Here is a 19559-nt window from a genome sequence, read left to right on the forward strand (position 1 = left end):
AAACACAGTGTTCAATGGCGTATGGAACCGGGGACTTGCATGGCGTGCAGAGCTGCGTGCAGTTCGGTGGAGGCCAGCACAGCACGCAACTGGGCCAGCGCCGGGTGGCTCAGGTAGGAGCGTAGATGGAACGTGTCGGAGCCTAGGTCGGCATCCAAATCGTAAGCCTTGAGCGAGGCCAATTGGCCCAACGCCAGTTTCTCACCCAAGCCAATGCACAAATAACCCAGAGCCAAGAGCGGTGCCTGTGCTGTATCAACCGCAGTGGCGGGTGTGACCAGCACCCGGCTGATGGCAGACACATCCTGCACCAAGGTGGTGGGCAACTCCCACAAGCGCAATACCAAACTGGCGACTTCACCGGCAGCCACACCAATCACTTCTTGCTCCAGTTCGGCGCGGTGTAGCCGGTCTAGCATCAGCCACTCTTCCACGCCATTGCTGGGCAAGAGGGAGGCTGCTGCCAGATGCCCCACAAAGGCCAGCACCACCTTGGTGGCTAGCACCCCTGGTTCAGGCCAGCCCAGCGCCTTGCCCAAGTGCAGGCACAGTTCGCTGGCGGTGGCACTGGCCTGCCAGATGGCATCAAACGAGCGTTGGGCCGAGGCCAGTTCTGGGCGGAAAGCTTGCGCCAGCATGTATTGCAGGCAAACATTGCGCACAGTGTCCATGCCCAGCAGCGTCACGGCGGGTTCAATACTGGTGACGGGTTGGGGCAGCCCATAGAACGGTGAATTGACAATCGCCAGCACCCGTGCGGCGATCAGCGGCTCGCCCATTAACAGTTCACTCAATTCTGCGGGGTCGGCACGGTTGAAGAAATCGGGTTCCAGCAGTTTCTGCATTGACAGAGGGGGGCGTGGAATGCCGCCAATCACCGTCATCAAGGCCTTGTGCCGTGCGGGCGACAAGTCACGTTCTAGCATCCAATGGAATGCGGCCAGCTCTGGAGGCGTATCGGGTGGCAGCGTCCCTGTGCTGGGGGGGGATGTTGGTTTGCCCAGTGCCGAGGCGTTGGGCAGTGCCTGCCTATCCAAACCCGGTGCATGGACGGTGGGGCGTTTGGCAGGCAGGATGGTTGGGGGCTGTGGGCTGGCGGTAGGGTGGGGCTGTTGTGCCTGTCCATCGCTAGGCAGCTGTGCCGTCTTGGTATGGTGTTGCCGTGCGGTGGGGCGGAATTTCCACCAAACCAAGGCAGCAAGGGCGATCAGGACAGGGATCAAGAGCAGCAAGGCAGGCACGGGTTCAACTCCTGGTGGGGGATACAACAAGTTGCCTATGCTAACCACTCTGAGCAGCCCACAGCCCAAGTACAACGCAAGTTTCAGCGCCTCAATACAATCGCCTCCTCTCTTGCCCCCCACTCTGCCTGCACTGTGCGTCTGACCCGCCCCCGCCAACTGATCCTGCTTGCTGTACTGCTCTCACTGGGGATTGGCGCCTTGTTCATGCACGCTATCTGGGCCATGCGGCAAGACCAGTGGAATTTTGCCAGCCGTACGCAGGTCAATCTGGCACAGACATTGGCGCAGGCCATTCACCACACTTTGGATGGTTTTGATGAGTCACTCAAGGGGGTGGTGGCCGGAGTGCAATATCCACAGCTGATGGCTTTGAAGCCTTTGTTGCGAGATCGGGCCTTGTTTGACCATTCCCTGACCGTGCCCGGTATTGAGGGGGTGGCTGTGCTCGATTTGCAGGGCCGCATACGGATGGCCTCGGCCTCCACCACCTTGAAGTCGGGGGGCCGCATAGAGCTGGAGGCGTTAGGTGTGCTGCCCGTTGAACAGCACCAGGGCTTGTATGTGGGCAACCCCATACACAGCCCGTTTTCGGGGGGGTACGTATTGCCGCTGAGCCGTGCTTATCGGGGGGCTGATGGTCGGCCTGCGGGCTTGGCGGTGGGATTTATCCAGTTGCAGCGGTTTAACGAATTGTTTGCTTCGGTCAACCTTGGGCCGCACAGTGGACTGAATCTGTTCCAACTCAACGGCACTGTGGTGGTACGTTTTCCTTACAGTGATCGGGATACGGGCAAATCGCTGGCGGGCACTGACAACATGCGCAGGCTGCAAGCGGCACCCCACGGCACGTTCTCCAGTCGTGCGGTGCTGGATGGTGTGTTGCGCATGTATGCGTTTCACCGGGTAGAGGGCTATCCGCTGGTCATCAATGTGGCGCAATCGGTGGATGCTGTGTTGGCTGATTGGCGCCGCAGTGCGGCTTGGTTGGGCATTTTTGCTTTGGTATTGATGGCCGCCTGTGTGGGGTTGGCCGTACTGTCTGCACGCGAACTTGAGCGCCGCCAAGCAGTCAGCAGCCAACTGCAACAGGCACAGCATGACTTGCACACGATTCTGGACAGTTTGCCATCGATGGTGAGCTATTGGGATCGCGATCTGCACAACCGCTTTGCCAACCGGGCGACTGAACTCTGGTTTGGTATCTCACCCGAGCAATTGCGCGGTATGCCTGCGGCCACCCTGTTGGGGCCACGCGATTACGCTTGGGTGCAGCCTTATCTGGAGCGTGCTTTGAATGGGGAGGCCCAGTGCTTTGAACGCCGTTTGACGGACGCGCTAGGGCAAAGCCACCATGTCCATGTCACCTATACCCCTGATGTAGACCATGGGCAGGTGCGTGGCATTCTGGCCCAGCTGATCGACATGACCGAACGCAAGCGCATGGAGGACGAGCTGTTTGAGGAAAAAGAGCGTATCCGCCTGACGCTGCAATCCATTGGTGATGCGGTGGTGTGTACCGATGCCCAGGGACGGCTGACTTACCTCAATCCGGTGGCCGAGCGCATGACGGGTTGGCCCAAAGACGAAGCCGTTGGGCAGGATGCAGACACAGTGGTGCCACTGTATTGGAGCAATGGTCAGTCTCTGCAGCCCAGTCCGCTGCGCCAGGCGCTAGAGTCGGGTGTGTCGTGTGGGCCTACCCGTGGGGTCGTGTTGCACTGCAAAGATGGCCCGCGCTATGACGTAGAAGAGTCGGCCAGCCCGATTGTGGATCGCCACGGCCAGAAAGTGGGAGTGGTCATGGTCTTGCACGATATGACCCAGACGATGGCGATGGCTGCACGCATGGCCCATCTGGCGCAATACGATTCCCTGACCGACTTGCCCAATCGCCTGCTGCTGCAAGACCGTGCCCGCCATGCGCTGGCCCAAGCGCGGCGTGATGGTCGCCAGTTGGCTGTCATTTACTTGGATTTGGATGGTTTCAAACAGATCAATGACGGCCTAGGCCACGATGCAGGCGACCAATTGTTGGTGGAGTTTGCCCGGCGCCTCAAGGCCACGGTACGTGAGTCCGACACCGTTTGCCGTCAGGGGGGAGATGAATTTGTGCTCCTGCTGCCGGGGTTGGAAAATGCCGCACATATTGATCGGTTGGCACACAAGATACTGGCTACTTGCGAGGCACCATTCAACTTGCAAGAGGGCTGCTTTGGCAAGACGGGGCGTGTGGGTGTGAGTGCGGGGGTGGCGCTGTTTCCGCAGCACGGCCTTTCGTTTGAGTTGCTGGCCCGCCATGCTGATGAGGCCATGTATGCCGCCAAACGTGCTGGGCGGGGCTGCTTTTATCTGTACCAAGGTGATGGCTTGGCCCCGATACCCATTGCCCCCCGGCACCCCTGAAAACATGGCCTGTTCAGTATGCCCCCCATGTTTGTCGATGTGCGGCCCACTTGGTAGCCCTCTACAACTCTTTTTTCATTCTCTTGTGCCATGAGCCATCTCTCTGACATCACCTGCATTGAAGACTTGCGCCAACTGGCCCAGCGCCGTGTGCCGCGCATGTTTTACGACTATGTGGACACTGGCTCATATACCGAAGCCACTTACCGTGCCAATGAGGCCGATTTGCAACGCATCCGGCTGCGCCAGCGTGTGGCCGTTGACCTGAGTGAGCGCAGTACCCGTAGCACGATGGTGGGCCAAAGTGTGGCTATGCCAGTGGCACTGGCCCCAACGGGCCTAACGGGTATGCAACATGCCGATGGCGAGATTCTGGCTGCCCGTGCTGCGCAGGCTTTTGGCGTACCGTTCACGCTCTCGACCATGAGCATTTGTTCGATAGAGGATGTGGCTGCACACACAGGGCGCTACCCGTTCTGGTTCCAGTTGTATGTGATGCGCGACCGTGATTTTGTAGCCCGTCTGATTGACCGTGCGAAAGCCGCAGGCTGCTCGGCCTTGCAACTGACGCTCGATCTGCAATTGCAGGGGCAGCGCCATAAAGACATTAAAAATGGCCTGTCGGTGCCAGTGCGGCCCACGTTGGCTAACTTGCTCAATTTGGCCAGCAAGCCACGTTGGTGCCGCGCTATGCTGGGCACACCACGGCGCAGCTTTGGCAACATCATGGGCCATGTGCAGGGGGTTGAAGATCTGTCCTCGCTGGGGGCTTGGACAGCCGCCCAGTTTGATCCCACGTTGAACTGGAATGATGTGGAATGGATCAAGCGCCGCTGGGGTGGCAAGCTCATCCTCAAGGGCATCATGGATGCCGAAGACGCCCGGTTGGCCGTGGCTACCGGGGCCGATGCTTTGATCGTCAGCAACCACGGTGGGCGCCAGCTCGACGGTGCGCCCTCCACCATTGAGGCACTGCCTGCCATCGTACAAGCCGTGGGCCAGCAGACAGAGGTGTGGATGGATGGTGGTATTCGCAGCGGGCAAGATGTGCTCAAGGCGCTGGCCTTGGGCGCGCGTGGCACCCTGATTGGGCGCAGCTTTCTGTATGGCTTGGGGGCTGGTGGTCAAGCAGGGGTGACTCGGGCGCTGGAAATCATCCAGAAAGAACTAGACACCACGATGGCTTTTTGTGGCCGTACCGATATCCGCACTGTCGATGCCTCTGTGTTGTGGCCCGGCAGTTATCCGCAGCCGCTGGCTGAATCCGGAGGCTTGGACTAATGTCTTCTGTTGCTCTTCATGCCTCTCCAGACTGGCTGTGGGTGCCTGTGGTGTTGGTGGCTGCTTTGGCTCAAACGGTACGCAACACGGCTCAACGCTCTTTGACTTCGGAGTTGGGCACCATGCCGGCCACCTTGGTGCGTTTTTTGTATGGGCTGCCATTTGCGGTGGTCTATTTGGCCGCGTTGTATCTGCTGCTGCCAGAGGCACGGGTGCTGCCAGCGTTCAGCATCAGCTATGTGGGCTGGATTGCGTTGGGGGCGCTGTTTCAGATCTTGGCGACGGCAGCCTTGCTGCGGGCGATGGAGGAGCGCAATTTTGCTGTGGCTGTGACTTTGGCCAAGACCGAGGTGTTGCAAGTGGCCTTGTTTGCTGCGGTGTTTTTGCACGAGTTGCCTACCGCTTTGGCATTGGTGGCCATGGTGCTGTCCACATTGGGCGTGGTGGTGTTGTCTCTGCCGGGGCGGGGCCAGTGGCTCTCGCTGTCGGCTTGGTTCAGTCGCCCAGCGTTATACGGTTTGGCGGGGGGCGCCTGTTTTGCCATTGCCACAGTGTGTTTTCGGGGCGGGGCGCTGGCGCTGGATGCGGCCTCGCCTTGGGTTTCTGGAGCCTGGGGCGTGTTGTTGGCCCAAAGTTTGCAATCTGTAGGGTTGGGCGCTTGGGTGGCCCAACGCACTCCGCAGGGGCTGGCGCCACTGTGGCGGGCTTGGCGGGTTTCTTTACTCACAGGGGCCATGGGGGCAATCGCTTCCATTGCTTGGTTCACCGCCTATGCTCTGCAAAGTGTTGGGCAGGTGCGCACGTTGGGCATGATTGAAGTGGTGTTCAGTTACTTTGTATCGCGCCGTATCTTGAGTGAGCACCTGCTATGGCAGGAAAAGACGGGAATGTTGATGGTGGTGGCCGGGCTGGTGTTGATCTGCTGGCCTTGACAGAACCGTGGGATGATTCAGGGTACGCATGGTGAATATGGCAAGAGAATGAAACCGTTCGTATCGAGTTGTAAACTTTGCCGTTCTAGAGCAAAGCATTTTTGAGGAGGAGACCCATTCATGCGTGTGAATTTGCCCGTGACCGATCAGGAATATGAATTTCCTGCCAAAACTATGCTGGTGTCCACCACTGACACCACCGGCGTGATCACGCATTGCAATCAAGCCTTCATGGATGCCAGCGGTTATGCCTACGAAGAACTGATAGGCCAGCCACACAACCTGATCCGCCACCCCGATATGCCGCCCCAGGCTTACAAAGATCTGTGGGCGACTGTGGGCCGGGGTTTGCCTTGGTTGGGCATTGTGAAGAACCGGCGCAAAAATGGCGGTTTTTACTGGGTGCGTGCCAACGTAACGCCCATTATGGAGGGGGGCAAGCCGCGTGGTTACATGTCGGTGCGCACCAAGCACAGCCGCAACGAGATCGCGCAAGCTGAAGCCCTGTATGTGCAATTGCGTGCCGATTTGGCAGCCCAGCGCGAGACCTTCCGTTTGCACCGTGGCACTGTGGTACACCCCGGTTTGCGTGGTGCATTGCAGCGTGTGCGGCAGGTGGGTGCCACTCCCACTTTAGGGCTGATGTTGGCGGGTATGGCTGCCATAGCTACCTTGCCACGCTGGTTGGATTGGCAAGGGCCGCTGGCTTGGGCAGCCGAACTAGGCTTGCTGCTGCTCACTGGGGCTGGGGTGTTGACATGGTTTCAGCGCCGCATTGTGGGGGGAATGCGCAATGCAGGCTACTTTGCCCGCGACATTGCGGCCTGTAATTTGAGCACCCAGCTCGATATGTCGCAGTTTCCCAATTCGCTCCAGCCTATGGCCCGCAGCCTGCAACAGATTCAGGTCAATTTGCGTGCCGTGGTCGGAGATGTGCGTACCGAGATTGTGGGCTTCATGGCCGCCGCAGACCGCATAGCCCAGGGCGGGCATGACCTCTATGCCCGCACTGAGGCCCAAGCCAGCAGTTTGGTGCAGACGACTTCGGCGATGGAGACGCTCTCCAGCGCAGTCCACCAAACGGCCCAAACAGCAGAACAGGTGTCGGGCGACAGTGTGCAAAGTGCCGAGGTGGCCCGCCAAGGTGGGCAAGCGGTGCAACAGGTAGGGCAGGCCATGCAGGCTATTGAGCACTCCTCCCGTCAGGTGCGTGACATCATTGCCGTGATTGAAGGCATTGCCTTTCAGACCAATTTGTTGGCGCTCAATGCGGCGGTGGAGGCCGCGCGGGCGGGTGAGCAGGGGCGTGGCTTTGCGGTGGTGGCTGGTGAGGTGCGGGCGCTGGCCCAGCGCAGTGCGCAAGCGGCCAAAGAAATCCGTACCCTCATCAGTGCCTCGGCCCAACAGGTTGCAGATGGCACACACCAAATGGCTCAGGCGGGGCAAACCATCAATGACGTGGTGGCTTCGGTGTATCGGGTCAGTGAATTGGTGCGCCAGATCAGCCATGCCACCACCGAGCAATCGGTGGGTATCGACCAGGCCAATGCAGCCATGGTGCAGCTAGAAATGGTAACGCAGCAGAACGCGGCACTGGTGGAGCAAACCTCCGTATCGGCGGATGCACTCAAAAATAGCTCCACCGCCTTGTCGCGTTCTGTAGAAGTGTTTCGTCTCGATTGAGATTTGTTGGTTTTTTGTTACGCTGTTAACAAAAAGACGCAGTCATCCGATTCACGTCAGTGGCCTGCGTAGCCAGCATCCCTATATTGGAGCCTTCAACGGAGGACTTGCTGCATGCGTACCAACCTACCTGTCACGCCCCACGAGTTTGATTACTCGGGTGAAGAGCTGCTGATGTCCACCACCGATGAAACGGGACGGATCACCCATTGCAACGCAGCATTTTCCCGTGTCAGTGGCTATGCCATCCATGAGTTGATGGGCCAGCCCCACAACATGGTGCGCCACCCCGACATGCCACCAGAGGCCTTTAAGGACATGTGGAACACCATTGGCAAAGGCCGCACATGGGTGGGCGTTGTCAAAAACCGGCGCAAAGATGGCGGTCATTATTGGGTGCGGGCCCATGTGACGCCGCTGATGGAGAACGGCAAGCCCAAAGGCTATATGTCGGTACGGGTCAAACCATCGCGTGAAGAAGTACACGAGGCACAAGCACTGTATGCCCGTGTGGTGCAGGAGCGCGAGTCGGGGCGACACACTTTTTACCTGCATTGTGGCCGGGTGCGCCCCACAGGGTGGCGCGACAGGGCTGGACGTTTGCAGCGTGCCACCTTTACCGAGCGTTTGTTGGCCATGATGGTGCCCCTGTGGGCAGTGGCCTTGGTGCCACAGGCTATGGGCTGGACGAACGACTTGACGGTGCGTGTTTTGCAGCTGGTGTTGGTGTTGGGGGTGTCGGGCCTGATTGTGTGGCTTTTTCACCGGCGTATCACGCTGGCACTGGCCGATGCCAACCAACTGGCCATAGGAATTGCTGGTTGCAGCGTGATGGGTGATGAGCAGCGCATTCGCGAGCGCCATCCGGTCGCCTTGTTGATGGAGCGATTGCAGCAAATACAAGTCAATTTGCGGGCGATTGTGGGGGATGCCCGTACAGAAATCAGCGGCTTTGGTGAAATTGCCGAGACCATTGCCCACGGTGCTCAGAGCTTGGCCCAACGCACCGATGCCCAGGCCAGTAGCCTAGAGCAAACCGCAGCCTCGATGGAGGAGCTGGCCAGTACGGTGCGCCAGTCGGCCGATACCGCACAGCAGGTGCTGCGCGAGAGTGAGCGCAGTGCAAACTTGGCCCGCCGTGGGGGCCAGGTGGTGGCAGAGGTGGGGGAGGCGGTGCAATCGATTGAGCAGTCCTCGCACAAAATGGGGCAAATTATTGGCACCATTGAGGGCATCGCTTTCCAGACCAATTTGTTGGCCCTCAATGCCGCCATTGAGGCAGCACGCGCTGGTGAGCAGGGTCGTGGTTTTGCCGTGGTGGCCGGTGAGGTGCGGGCGCTGGCGCAGCGCAGCGCCACAGCGGCCCGCGAGATCAAGGGCTTGATTGGGGAGTCCAGCGCCCATATTGAGCGTGGTGCCACCCAAATGGCCTCGGCACGCCAAACGATCCAAGAGGTGGTGGAATCGGTGTCCCATGTAAATGCCCTGATGCAGCACATGGGGGCGGCGGCCCAAGAGCAATCCCAAGGTATTGCCCAAGTCAATCAGGCCGTGACAGAGCTCGACCGTGTGACCCAAGAGAACGTGGCTCAGGTGCAGGAGTCTGCCTCCACCGCCGCAGCCATGAGCAATAACGCGGGCGTGCTGGGGCGCACGCTGGCGGTGTTTCAGTTGCCCTGAGTTTGGGCAGGGCGGTTTATTGCCTTGCTGTGCGGATGTTGCGTGGCAAGGCTTGTGGATGGCTGGTGCGCAATGGGTTGATGTCTAGTCCGCCCCGGCGGGTGTAGCGGGCATAGACCGTCAACTTGATGGGTTTGCAGCGTTGCCAGAGATCCATGAAGATGCGTTCAACGCATTGCTCATGGAACTCGTTGTGGTTGCGAAAGCTGACAATGTATTGCAACAAACTTTCTTGGTCGATTTGTGGGCCGCTGTAGGCAATTTGCACCGTGCCCCAGTCGGGTTGGCCTGTGACCAAACAGTTGCTCTTGAGCAGGTGGCTAACCAACACTTCATCGACCGGAGCTTCATCAAACTGAGCGCGCAACAGCTCGGGGGCAGGCTGGTATTGCGTGCATTCGATGTCCAGCCGGTCTAGCAGCAGGCCATCGAGTTCATGCACAGGCTCGCGGTCAAACATATCGGGCAGCAGCAACTTCACGCCTACTGTGGCGGTGCGGTCGGCACCGCGCCAGACGGCCTCACTCACATCGGCACGGATGCGCGCCTGCACTTCGGTGGCATCGGCAAAGCGGGTGTTGTTAAAGCTGTTGAGGTAGAGCTTGAAAGACTTGCTCTCAATCAGGTTGGGTGTTTCACAGGGTACCGTGATGTGGGCCAGCGCCACCTGGGGTTTGCCACGCAGGTTCAACCAAGACAACTCAAACGCTGTCCACAGGTCAGCACCAAAAAAGGGTGGGGCCGCCGTCGAGATACCGATCTCGCTGCGCTTGCTGGCCCGTGGTAGTGGAAACAGCAGGCTGGGGTCGTATTGGTCGGCATAGCTGGACGTCTTGCCCAATTGGGAATGTTCAGGAGTGTTAGAAGGCATGAGAGATCAATGTCAGAAGCTTTCCCAGTCATTGTCCGATGAGGTCTGGGGGCGGGCCGCCGCTACGGGGGGCAAGGCCGGTTTGGGGCTGGAAATGCCAGCTGCACGTTGGGGTGCAGGCATGGCGGGCTTGCGCGCGGTGGCAGGCAGGCTGGGCGCAGCGGGGGGGCTGCTCTTTGGGGGCAGTGGTGCTGGCCGTGCAACTTGGGGTGGCTGTCGGTGGTCGGTGGTGGCCAGCTGGAACACAGAGACTGTTTGCACCAAGTCTTGCGCCTGGTTTTTGAGGCTGCTGGCTGCGGCTGCCATCTCTTCCACCAAGGCGGCATTTTGTTGCGTGGCCTGATCCATTTGTGTCACGGCCTGACCGACTTGAATCACTCCGGCACTTTGCTCGGTGCTGGCCGCACTGATTTCACCCATGATGTCGGTGACTTGCTTGATGCTGCTGACCACCTTGTTCATGGTTTGGCCGGCCTTGTCCACCAACAGCGTACCTTGTCCAACACGCCCAACACTGGCATCAATGAGGGTTTTGATTTCTTTGGCGGCTGCCGCGCTGCGTCCTGCCAAAGCGCGCACTTCAGAGGCCACCACCGCAAAGCCACGGCCTTGGTCTCCGGCCCGGGCGGCTTCTACCGCAGCGTTGAGGGCCAGGATATTGGTTTGGAACGCAATGCCATCAATCACGCTGATGATGTCAGCAATTTTTTGTGAACTGGTGTTGATCTCTTTCATGGTCTCAACGACCTGGCCCACCACTTCGCCACCTTCGGCGGCCACATCGCTGGCCTGTTGGGCCAGTTGGTTGGCCTGGCGGGCGTTGTCTGCATTTTGGCGCACCGTGGAGCCGAGCTGCTCCATGCTAGAGGCGGTTTGCTCCAGCGCACTGGCTTGGCTTTCGGTGCGAGAGGAGAGATCTTGGTTGCCTTGGGCAATTTCGGCACTGGCTGTTGCCACCGATTCGGAGCCTGTGCGCACACTGCTCACCACCCGGATCAGGGCGGTTTGCATCTCGTTCATGGCCGTCAGCAAAGTGCCCAGTTCATCGGTGCGTTGCACTTGAATCGGGTTGCTCAAATCGCCTTGGGCGATACGGCGGGCCGCATCGACTGCATCATGCAAAGGTGCGGTGATGGAGCGGATGATGACGGCGCTCAACACCACGGTGGCACCGATGGCGATCAACACCAAAACGATCATTTGCAGATGTGCCGAAGTGTAGGCACCGTCCGATTTTTTGGCAGATTGGGCGCTGCCTTGCTCATTGATCTGAATTAGCTTTTCCAGTTCGGCCACCATGCCGTCAAAGGCCTGTTTGGATTCGCCCTCAAACAGCACCCGCGCCTCTTCGTTGAGGTTTTGGCTGCTGAGATGGAGGGTGGTTTGGTCTAGCGCCTGCATTCGTTGCCACTTGCTGAGGTAGATGGGGTAGGTGGTTTTCTCCCCCGGCTCGGTGATCAACAACTCATACTTTTTGCGGCTCTTTTCTAGCAGTTCTTGGTGCTGCCGGAATGCCGACTCCAGCTTGGTCATGGCCTCTGAATTGGTGTTCATGACATGCTCGGCCACCAACAAGCGCAGGTTGCTGTGCTGGAGGTGCAGTGTCTCCACCGCCGTGAGGGCGGGCAGCCAGTTGGACATCACTTCATCGGCAGCCTCATTCATCTGCTTCATCTTGAGCAGGGAAGAACCTGCCAACAACAGCAGCAAGAGAATGATCAAACCAAAGGCACCCGACAAGCGAGTGCTTATTTTCCAATGTCCCATAGTCTCCACCTCTTTGATTGTTGACGCCAAGTTGAAATAGCCAACCCAGATACGTTGTAACCGCATGATGGATCAAAAGCGGCTATCCAACACCTACCCGTTGGTACTTTAGTGGTATGTGTGGTGTTGATGGGGCGTTGGGGGCTGATGGTGTCAGCCCCCTGTATCGTCAGATTCGCCAGAATCGTTAGAACGTCTCCCACGCATCGTCTTCTGGCGTGGTCTTGGAGGACATGGTCAGAGGTGGTGGTGGTGCCGTTTTGGGGGCCGCTGCCCGCAGTGTGGGAGCACTGGGGGGGTTGGCGGGCATGGGGGGGCGTTGCACCCTTGCGGCGGGCGGGGGTGTGGTGCGTGCAGGGGCGCTGCTTGGTGTGCTGGTGTGCTGGGCATTGAGCTTGAACACATCGACGGCATGCACCAGTTCTTGGGCCTGCACCTTGAGGCTGCTGGCTGCCGCTGCCATTTGCTCGACCAGCGCCGAGTTTTGTTGTGTGACCTGATCCATTTGTGCCACGGCCTCACCCACTTGGCCGACGCCTGCACTTTGCTGCACGCTGGCTGCACTGATATCGCCCATGATGTCTGTGACCCGCTGGATGGCGCTGACCACTTCGGTCATGGTATTGCCTGCTTGGTCTACTTGGCTCGCGCCCACCTCTACGCGGTCTACACTGGCGTTGATCAACTCCTTGATTTCTTTGGCGGCATTGGCCGAGCGGCCTGCCAAATTGCGCACTTCGGCGGCAACCACTGCAAAGCCACGGCCTTGCTCTCCCGCCCGTGCGGCTTCCACCGCCGCATTCAGTGCCAGGATGTTGGTCTGGAATGCAATGCCATCAATCACACTGATGATGTCGGCAATTTTGCGTGAGCTGTCATTGATCTCCTTCATGGTCTCAATCACCCGGCCTACGGCTTCGCCACCTTGCACGGCCACCCCGGAGGCATGGCGGGCCAACTCGTTGGCATGGCGGGCGTGTTCGGCATTTTGTGTCACTGCCGAGCCTAGTTGGCTCATGGAGGCTGCTGTCTCTTCCAGTGCGCTGGCCTGGCTCTCGGTGCGTCCAGACAGGTCTTGGTTGCCTTGGGCAATTTCGGTACTGGCGGTGGCTACGCCTTCTGCCCCTTGACGCACCTTGGCAACCACACCTGCCAAGCCGTCTTGCATCCGCTGCAATTGGGCCATCAGGCTGCTTTGGTCGTGGGGGCGCACCACAATGGATTGGCTCAAATCGCCTTCGGCCACACGGGCGGCAATGGCCGCAGCATGTTCGGGCTCCCCGCCAATCGGGCGCAGCACCATGCGTTCAAGCGCCAGTGCCAAGCCTATCGATACCAGCAGAATGCTCAACAGCCCCAACCCGGCAGCGAGCCAGCGTTGTTGGTAGATCTCGGCCAGAATTTCGGTATTGGGCACGGTAATGGCGAAAGACCAAGGCGTTTTGCTGGCCCCAATTTGCAAGGGCATGTAGATGCGGGTGACGGTCTCATTCAAACGCTGGCTATATGTCTCCATGCGCAACAGGCGCCCTTCAGCAATGGCAGCCCGTGCCTGCTCTGCTTCGGGGTGTTTGCCTATGTCTTGGCCCACGTTGGCTGGGTCTTGGTCACCCAGAAAAATACCGCCGTGCGAGAGCAGGCTGGCATAACCGTTGTTGAAGACGCGCACCTGCGAGGTCATCTTTTGTAGCCCTTCTAGCGTCAGATCGACACCGGCCACGCCGACAAACCGACCATCCACCTGAATGGGTACAACCAAACTGGTGATGAGCATTTCTTTGCCGCCCACAGTGTATTTGTAAGGCTCAATCAGGGTTTCTTGGCCGGTTTTCTTGGGCAACAGGTAGTAATCACCCGCCACAGGCTTGTCGTAGTCGACCAGCGGCTCTACTGCCAATGTGCCACTGCCCCGGTTCCAGTAGGGGATGTAGCGGCCTGTGGCATCGTGCCCTGGTTGGTTGGCATATTCGCTGTCCTTGCCATCAAAGGCATCGGGCTCCCAGCCAGACCAGACCCCAATCAAAGCAGGATTGCCTGCCAGCACTCCCTTGAGCAAGGCGTCTGCACTGGCACGGTTGGCCAGCCCAGACGACTTGAGTTGCCCTAGGGCATGGGCCAGTGTGCGGGCCACATCCATCCCCTGTTCCAAGTCTGCGGTGGCCTTGTGGCCTTGGTTGGCCGCCAACTGCTCGGTGTAGCGCAAGGCGCTTTCGTGTTGCAGTTGCCCTGCTTTGTATGTCAGGACTGTGAGTGTGAGGGCATAGCCTGCCAGCACGATCAGTGCCACCAACAGCAGTAACCTGGTGCGCAGGGTCAGCTTGTGGGATGTGGGCATTTTGAGGAACTCCGATAGATCAATGATTCAGGTGAACTCGCGTTCGCGTAGCCATTTCGTGGCTATCCACTTCTCGCCTGCCTGCACGGGGGCACCACCATGCAGGGTGCGCGTAGCAGGATGGGGCAGGGGGTAGCTAAAAAACACCGCATTGCCCCGCTGGGCGGCTACTTCCAGCCCTACATCAGGGAAAGTGGTGCCCCCGCCCTGTTCAGGTGTGTTGAGGTACAACACAAAGGTGCCAACACGTTGGCCGCCACGGGCCAGAATCCGCGGTGTGCCTGGCTGGGCCGGATCGAAATAGTCGTAATGGGGCCGGTATTGAGCACCGGGTGCGTAGTGCAGCACCTGCAAGCCTTCGCCGTTTTCCAGGGGCCAGTTAGCCAAGCGGGCCAGTCGGGCCTCTATGCGCTGAATCAGTTCGCTCTCACCACGTTGGAAGAACATGCCATCGCTGGTGCGGTCTGCATTGACTTCTTCGCCGCCCGTGAGGGTGGCTACCGTCAGCGAGCGGGCCATGCGTGGACGGGCGGCTTCAATCAGGGCATCACACTCTTGGGGTGACAGCACATTGCCCAACACCACCACCCGGGGTAGGGCCAGCGACAGCAACACATCGACTTGGCGGTCACCTGCATCCAAGCGGCTGGGTGCACCTTGCAGTGAGGGTTCTGGCACAGCTTGGTCGGTTGCAGGGATGGCATCACTACCCATGTGACCTAGGTGTTCACGCAGGGTCTCTTCCAGTGCCTGCATGGCAACTTCTTCGTGCCAGCCCGCAGTGGTCATGGCCTGTATCAGGGCCGGAGCACTGACGTTGGCTTGGGCTTGTTGGATGATCCAGGTTCGCAGCTCGGGCGTAATGGCGGGAGCCGCAGCCGTGCGGGCAACCTGGGCAGATGCGGTGGTGGGAGCGATTTGTGGTGCCATGATGGTATTGCGTTATGTAACATTGTCTTACATTAAGCGCCGCCGGAATACCAGCCGGTTGCATTCCGAGGCGTGTGGGTCAAAGGCATAGCCTTCTTCCTGAAAGCCTAGCAGCTGTTCTGGCTGTGTCGCGCGTTGCAAGATGGCGTGGCGAGCCATCAGGCCACGGGCGCGTTTGGCGTGGAAGCTAACGATCTTGTAGCTGCCTCCTTTCCATTCTTCAAATACACATTCCACAATGCGGGAGCGCAGGACGCTGGTATCAACGGCTTTGAAATACTCTTGAGATGCCAGATGGAGCACTACGGGAGTGGGGTCGTGGGCAAGCTCTTGCTGCAGATGGGCAGCAATTTTCGTGCCCCAGAATTGGTACAAGGTATTGCCCACTGGGGTTGCCAGCCGGGTGCCCATCTCTAGTCGATAGGCCTGCATCCAGTCCAGCGGGCGTAGCACGCCGTACAGACCACTGAGAATGCGCAGATGTTGCTGTGCCCATTCCAGATCGCTCTGTGCCAAGGTGCGGGCATTGAGTCCGTCATACACATCACCATTGAAGGCCAGGATTGCCGGGCGTGCATTGTGGGGGGGGAACTCTGGCGACCAAGCCGCATAACGGGCCACGTTGAGAGCGGCCAAGGCATCACTGATTTTCATCAGGGCGGCCAAGTCTTGGGGTGCCTTGGTACGCAGCAGCTCAATCAACTCGGTGGTTTCGGGCAGGAATGGGGGCAGGCTGTGGGGCCAATCCGCAGCCACGGGGGTGTCGTAGTCCAAAGACTTGGCAGGAGACAGCAGGATCAACATGGTGCTAAGAAAGAGAGACTGAACAGAAAAAAGCGCCGGTCTGTGTGGCACAGATCGGCGCTGGGGAGCGTTCTGGTCTGAAGGTCAGCAGCAGGGGGCGTTGTGCTGACCTTGCAGGCCTAGGGCGGGCTTCTTCAGGGCTGGATGGCCTGCTCGAATGGCAGCACCAACTCGCGCAGATCGCGGCGGGTTTCTACCAGCACCAGTGGGCCTTCGTCCAGCAAGACGGGGGCTGGGCGGTGGCGGGGCACATGCACCGGGCGGGGTTCGGCGGCAATCGCTGCCTGTGCCCGTGCTACCTTTTCTGGGTCAGACTGTACCCATTGCAGGCCGGCACGCTCGGCCAACGCTTGCATTTCAGCGACGGGCAACACAAACGGTTGCACTGGCTGCAAGGGGCTGGCGCTGGTCTCGACATCGGCGGTGTGGGCCGATGCTTCAACTGCTGGCTCTACCACGGGGGCAGCTGGTGCAGGTGCTGTAGGCTCTGCCACAGGAAGGGGTGGCTCCGAGGCGTTAACCGCTGCCACAGGCGTGAGCACTTCGGGTGCCAGTGCTGGGGTGGCTGGTGCTGGGTCAGCAGCGGCTACCACTGTAGCCACTGCTGGCGTTGCCGCAGCAAAGTAGCTGCGGCGCACAGGGGGCTCTGCCCCCTCGGTGGTCACTTCGGCAGGTGCTTCGCTAGCAGGCATGGTGGCCTGTTCAGGGCGCTCACCGCGCTCGCCGCGCTGACGGTCGCGGCCATAGCGGTCACGGGAGCGGCGTTCCCGGCGCTCTTCTGTGGCTGTGGCTGGCGTGGAGGGTTCTGCCCCGTTGTTGACGGTGACCTCAGCCGCCACGTTGGGCGTAGAGACTGGGTTCAGGCCGACATCAACGGCTTCTGCAACGCGTGGGGTGCGCTCACGGCCTTCGTTGCGTGGATTGCGCTCTGCCCGTTCGGCGCGGTCGCGCCGGGGTTGCTCGTTGCGTTCGCCGCGTTCACTGTTGCGGGGCGGGCGTTCGTTACGCGGCTCATGGGCAGGGGCCTCGTTGGGCTGCACCGACAGATTTTGGGTCAGTTCGGTATCGAGCACCTCATCGTTCAAAGGGCGGTTGTCGGCTTCGCGGCGTTCACGGCCCCGGTGGGGGGTGCGGGGTTCGCGGCGCTCGTTGCTGTCAAAGCGGTCGTTGTCTTTGGTGGGACGGGTCGTGGTGTCATGGTGGCGATTGTCCGTGCCGCGCTCATTGCGTTCTGGGCGTTCGTTGCGGCGGGTGCCGTTGCGTTCTGGACGTTCGTTGCGCTCGTAGCGGTCATTGCGCTCGGCACCTCGGCGTGGGCGGTTTTCACTGCCATTGCGTTCGTTGCGTTCGCCACGGCGGGCATCCCGTGCCGTGGGGGCGGGTGCTGGGGCCGGTGCCGCCACGGGGCTGGGGGTACGGCCAAAACCCAATAGCCGTTTGAGCCAAGCAAAGAAACCACGCTCTTGGGCAACAGGTGCGGGTGCTGGGCTGGGGCGGGCAGCGCCACGGTGGGGGCGGCCCTCGCCTTCGGGGCGGGGTGCTGCTTGGGGGGCTGGAGCGTCGGGTAGCACGCCCCGGATCAGCGGGGTTTGCTTGTTGGTCGGCTCTTGTGAGCGGCGGGTAACAGCCGTGGGGTCTTCAAAGTCTTCGGCCAGCTTGTAGCTGGGTTGGATGCCATCTAGGCGAGGATCGTCGTGCTTGAGGCGTTCTAGGCGGTAGTTGGGGGTTTCCAGGGTTTTGTTGGGCACCATCAGCACATTGACGCGCTGTTTGAGTTCGATCTTGGCAATTTCGGTGCGCTTCTCATTGAGCAGGAAACTAGCCACCTCTACCGGCACTTGGCAGTGCACAGCCGCGGTGTTGTCCTTCATCGATTCTTCTTGGATGATGCGCAGGATTTGCAGTGCCGATGATTCGGTATCGCGGATATGCCCAGCGCCGCCACAACGGGGGCAGGGAATCGAGGAGCCTTCGCTCAGGGCCGGTTTGAGACGTTGGCGGCTCATTTCCATCAGGCCAAACTTGCTGATGGTGCCAAATTGCACCCGCGCACGGTCTTGGCGCAGTGCATCGCGCAGGCGGTTTTCTACTTCGCGGCGGTTTTTGGCCTCTTCCATGTCGATGAAGTCGATCACGACCAAGCCACCCAGATCACGCAGACGCATCTGGCGGGCTACTTCATCGGCGGCTTCAAGGTTGGTGCGGGTAGCGGTTTCTTCGATGTCGCCACCCTTGATGGCGCGGGCCGAGTTGACGTCCACCGATACCAGTGCCTCGGTGTGGTCGATGACGATGGCACCGCCCGAGGGCAGTTGCACAGTACGGGCATAGGCCGATTCGATTTGGTGCTCGATTTGGAAGCGCGAGAACAGGGCTGCATCGTCGCGGTAGCGTTTGACGCGGCTGGCGTGCTCAGGCATGACATGGGCCATGAACTGCTGGGCCTGCTCGAAGATATCGTCGGTGTCGATCAGGATGTCACCGATGTCGGTATTGAAGTAGTCGCGGATAGCGCGGATCACCAAGCTCGATTCTTGGTAGATCAGGAAGGCGCCCTTGCCTGCCTTGGCGGCACCGTCAATGGCATTCCACAACTTCAGCAGGTAGTTCAAATCCCATTGCAGCTCGGGGGCCGTGCGGCCAATGCCCGCTGTGCGGGCGATGATGCTCATGCCGTTGGGGTAGTCGAGCTGATCCATCGCTTCTTTGAGCTCGGCACGGTCTTCACCCTCAATGCGGCGGCTCACGCCACCGCCACGCGGGTTGTTGGGCATGAGCACCACATAGCGGCCAGCCAGGCTGATAAACGTGGTCAGGGCCGCGCCCTTGTTGCCGCGCTCTTCTTTTTCGACCTGGATGAGCAGTTCCTGGCCTTCTTTGATGACGTCGTGGATGCGCGCTTGGCTGGGCGAGACGCCAGGGGCAAAGTATTGCTTAGAGATTTCTTTGAACGGCAAAAAGCCGTGGCGGTCTTCACCGTAATCAACAAAGCAGGCCTCGAGGCTGGGCTCTACACGGGTTACTACTGCTTTGTAGATGTTGCCCTTGCGCTGCTCGCGTCCTTCGATCTCGATTTCATAATCCAGCAACTTCTGGCCATCGACAATGGCCAAGCGACGTTCTTCGGGCTGGGTGGCGTTGATCAGCATCCGCTTCATGATGCGTTTCCTTTTTTTGCGTGGGCTGGCAGCCTGGCAGCCTCGATGCTGCACCGCTGCGACCCGTGATTCCAAACAAACAACAGGCTCTGTAGGAGCCAACAATGCCTGGACTGACGCCTTGAAACGAAGGGAATTGCCGGGTATGCCAAAGGCCGTTGGGCTGTGTCAGCTCAACGGGGGAGGCAGGGGCGCATGGATGGGAGCGGGCCTGAGAATCTGTAGCTTTGCCATTGCAGGAATGGCTGCTGGCGCAGGCAGGATAGGCACTGGCAGAGCATTGTTGGCCCATAGCGGCGGCATAAGCCATCGCTCCAGGGTCTGAAACAACATTGCCAGCATCCACATATTCGCTTTGATCCGCTGGCAGTCGCACCCCCGTGGGGTGAACTGCCAGATGGGGTATTCCGTATCTGTATTTCAATTGTGTCAGTCTGCCGTGCATCATGTAGGCCAACGCAGGCAACTGGC

At 59.6% G+C, this 19559-nt stretch carries 12 protein-coding genes; 5 read left to right on the forward strand and 7 right to left on the reverse strand.

The features are described 5' to 3' along the window. Window positions 1-11 precede the first annotated feature (11 nt). Entirely contained in the window at window positions 12-1241 is a 1230-nt protein-coding gene (locus ACFO6X_RS02445) for an HDOD domain-containing protein (protein WP_382429683.1), read from the reverse strand. A 135-nt stretch (window positions 1242-1376) separates the two neighbouring features. On the opposite strand from ACFO6X_RS02445, the gene ACFO6X_RS02450 reads away from it, so the two are divergent. From ACFO6X_RS02450 to ACFO6X_RS02470, 5 genes are all read left to right on the forward strand, one after another. Next, window positions 1377-3647 (forward strand): diguanylate cyclase domain-containing protein, encoded by a 2271-nt coding sequence (locus tag ACFO6X_RS02450; protein WP_382429685.1) that lies wholly within the window; start codon window positions 1377-1379, stop codon window positions 3645-3647. A gap of 90 nt (window positions 3648-3737) precedes the next feature. Continuing rightward, window positions 3738-4928, forward strand: coding sequence for an alpha-hydroxy acid oxidase (locus ACFO6X_RS02455; RefSeq protein ID WP_382429687.1), 1191 nt, complete (start codon window positions 3738-3740; stop codon window positions 4926-4928). Next, window positions 4928-5860: an EamA family transporter gene (locus ACFO6X_RS02460; RefSeq protein WP_382429689.1), complete on the forward strand. Its 933-nt coding sequence runs from the start codon at window positions 4928-4930 to the stop codon at window positions 5858-5860. The genes ACFO6X_RS02455 and ACFO6X_RS02460 overlap by 1 nt, the downstream gene beginning before the upstream one ends. Before the next feature lie 120 nt (window positions 5861-5980). Beyond that, a complete protein-coding gene (locus ACFO6X_RS02465) occupies window positions 5981-7543 on the forward strand; it encodes a methyl-accepting chemotaxis protein (RefSeq protein ID WP_382429691.1) in 1563 nt (520 codons plus the stop codon). A 114-nt stretch (window positions 7544-7657) separates the two neighbouring features. Continuing rightward, entirely contained in the window at window positions 7658-9223 is a 1566-nt protein-coding gene (locus ACFO6X_RS02470) for a methyl-accepting chemotaxis protein (RefSeq protein WP_382429693.1), read from the forward strand. 16 nt (window positions 9224-9239) lie between these two features. Here the strand turns inward: ACFO6X_RS02470 and queF are convergent, their stop codons facing one another. The 6 genes from queF to ACFO6X_RS02500 all read right to left on the reverse strand — a co-directional run bounded on the left by queF (window position 9240) and on the right by ACFO6X_RS02500 (window position 19088). Continuing rightward, on the reverse strand, window positions 9240-10094 hold the full coding sequence (gene queF, locus ACFO6X_RS02475) for an NADPH-dependent 7-cyano-7-deazaguanine reductase QueF (RefSeq protein ID WP_382429695.1): 855 nt from the start codon (window positions 10092-10094) through the stop codon (window positions 9240-9242). A gap of 12 nt (window positions 10095-10106) precedes the next feature. Then, window positions 10107-11861, reverse strand: a complete 1755-nt coding sequence (locus ACFO6X_RS02480) for a methyl-accepting chemotaxis protein (protein WP_382429697.1) — start codon at window positions 11859-11861, stop codon at window positions 10107-10109. Between the two features lie 187 nt (window positions 11862-12048). Further along, entirely contained in the window at window positions 12049-14196 is a 2148-nt protein-coding gene (locus tag ACFO6X_RS02485) for a methyl-accepting chemotaxis protein (protein WP_382429699.1), read from the reverse strand. Between the two features lie 27 nt (window positions 14197-14223). After that, entirely contained in the window at window positions 14224-15126 is a 903-nt protein-coding gene (locus ACFO6X_RS02490; protein ID WP_382429701.1) for a 2OG-Fe(II) oxygenase, read from the reverse strand. 27 nt (window positions 15127-15153) lie between these two features. Continuing rightward, window positions 15154-15930, reverse strand: coding sequence for a peroxide stress protein YaaA (gene yaaA, locus ACFO6X_RS02495; RefSeq protein ID WP_382429703.1), 777 nt, complete (start codon window positions 15928-15930; stop codon window positions 15154-15156). A gap of 134 nt (window positions 15931-16064) precedes the next feature. Next, window positions 16065-19088 (reverse strand): Rne/Rng family ribonuclease, encoded by a 3024-nt coding sequence (locus tag ACFO6X_RS02500; RefSeq protein ID WP_382429705.1) that lies wholly within the window; start codon window positions 19086-19088, stop codon window positions 16065-16067. Window positions 19089-19559: the final 471 nt, after the last annotated feature.

The organism is Giesbergeria sinuosa, assembly GCF_042652905.1.
Taxonomy (GTDB): domain Bacteria; phylum Pseudomonadota; class Gammaproteobacteria; order Burkholderiales; family Burkholderiaceae_C; genus Simplicispira; species Simplicispira sinuosa.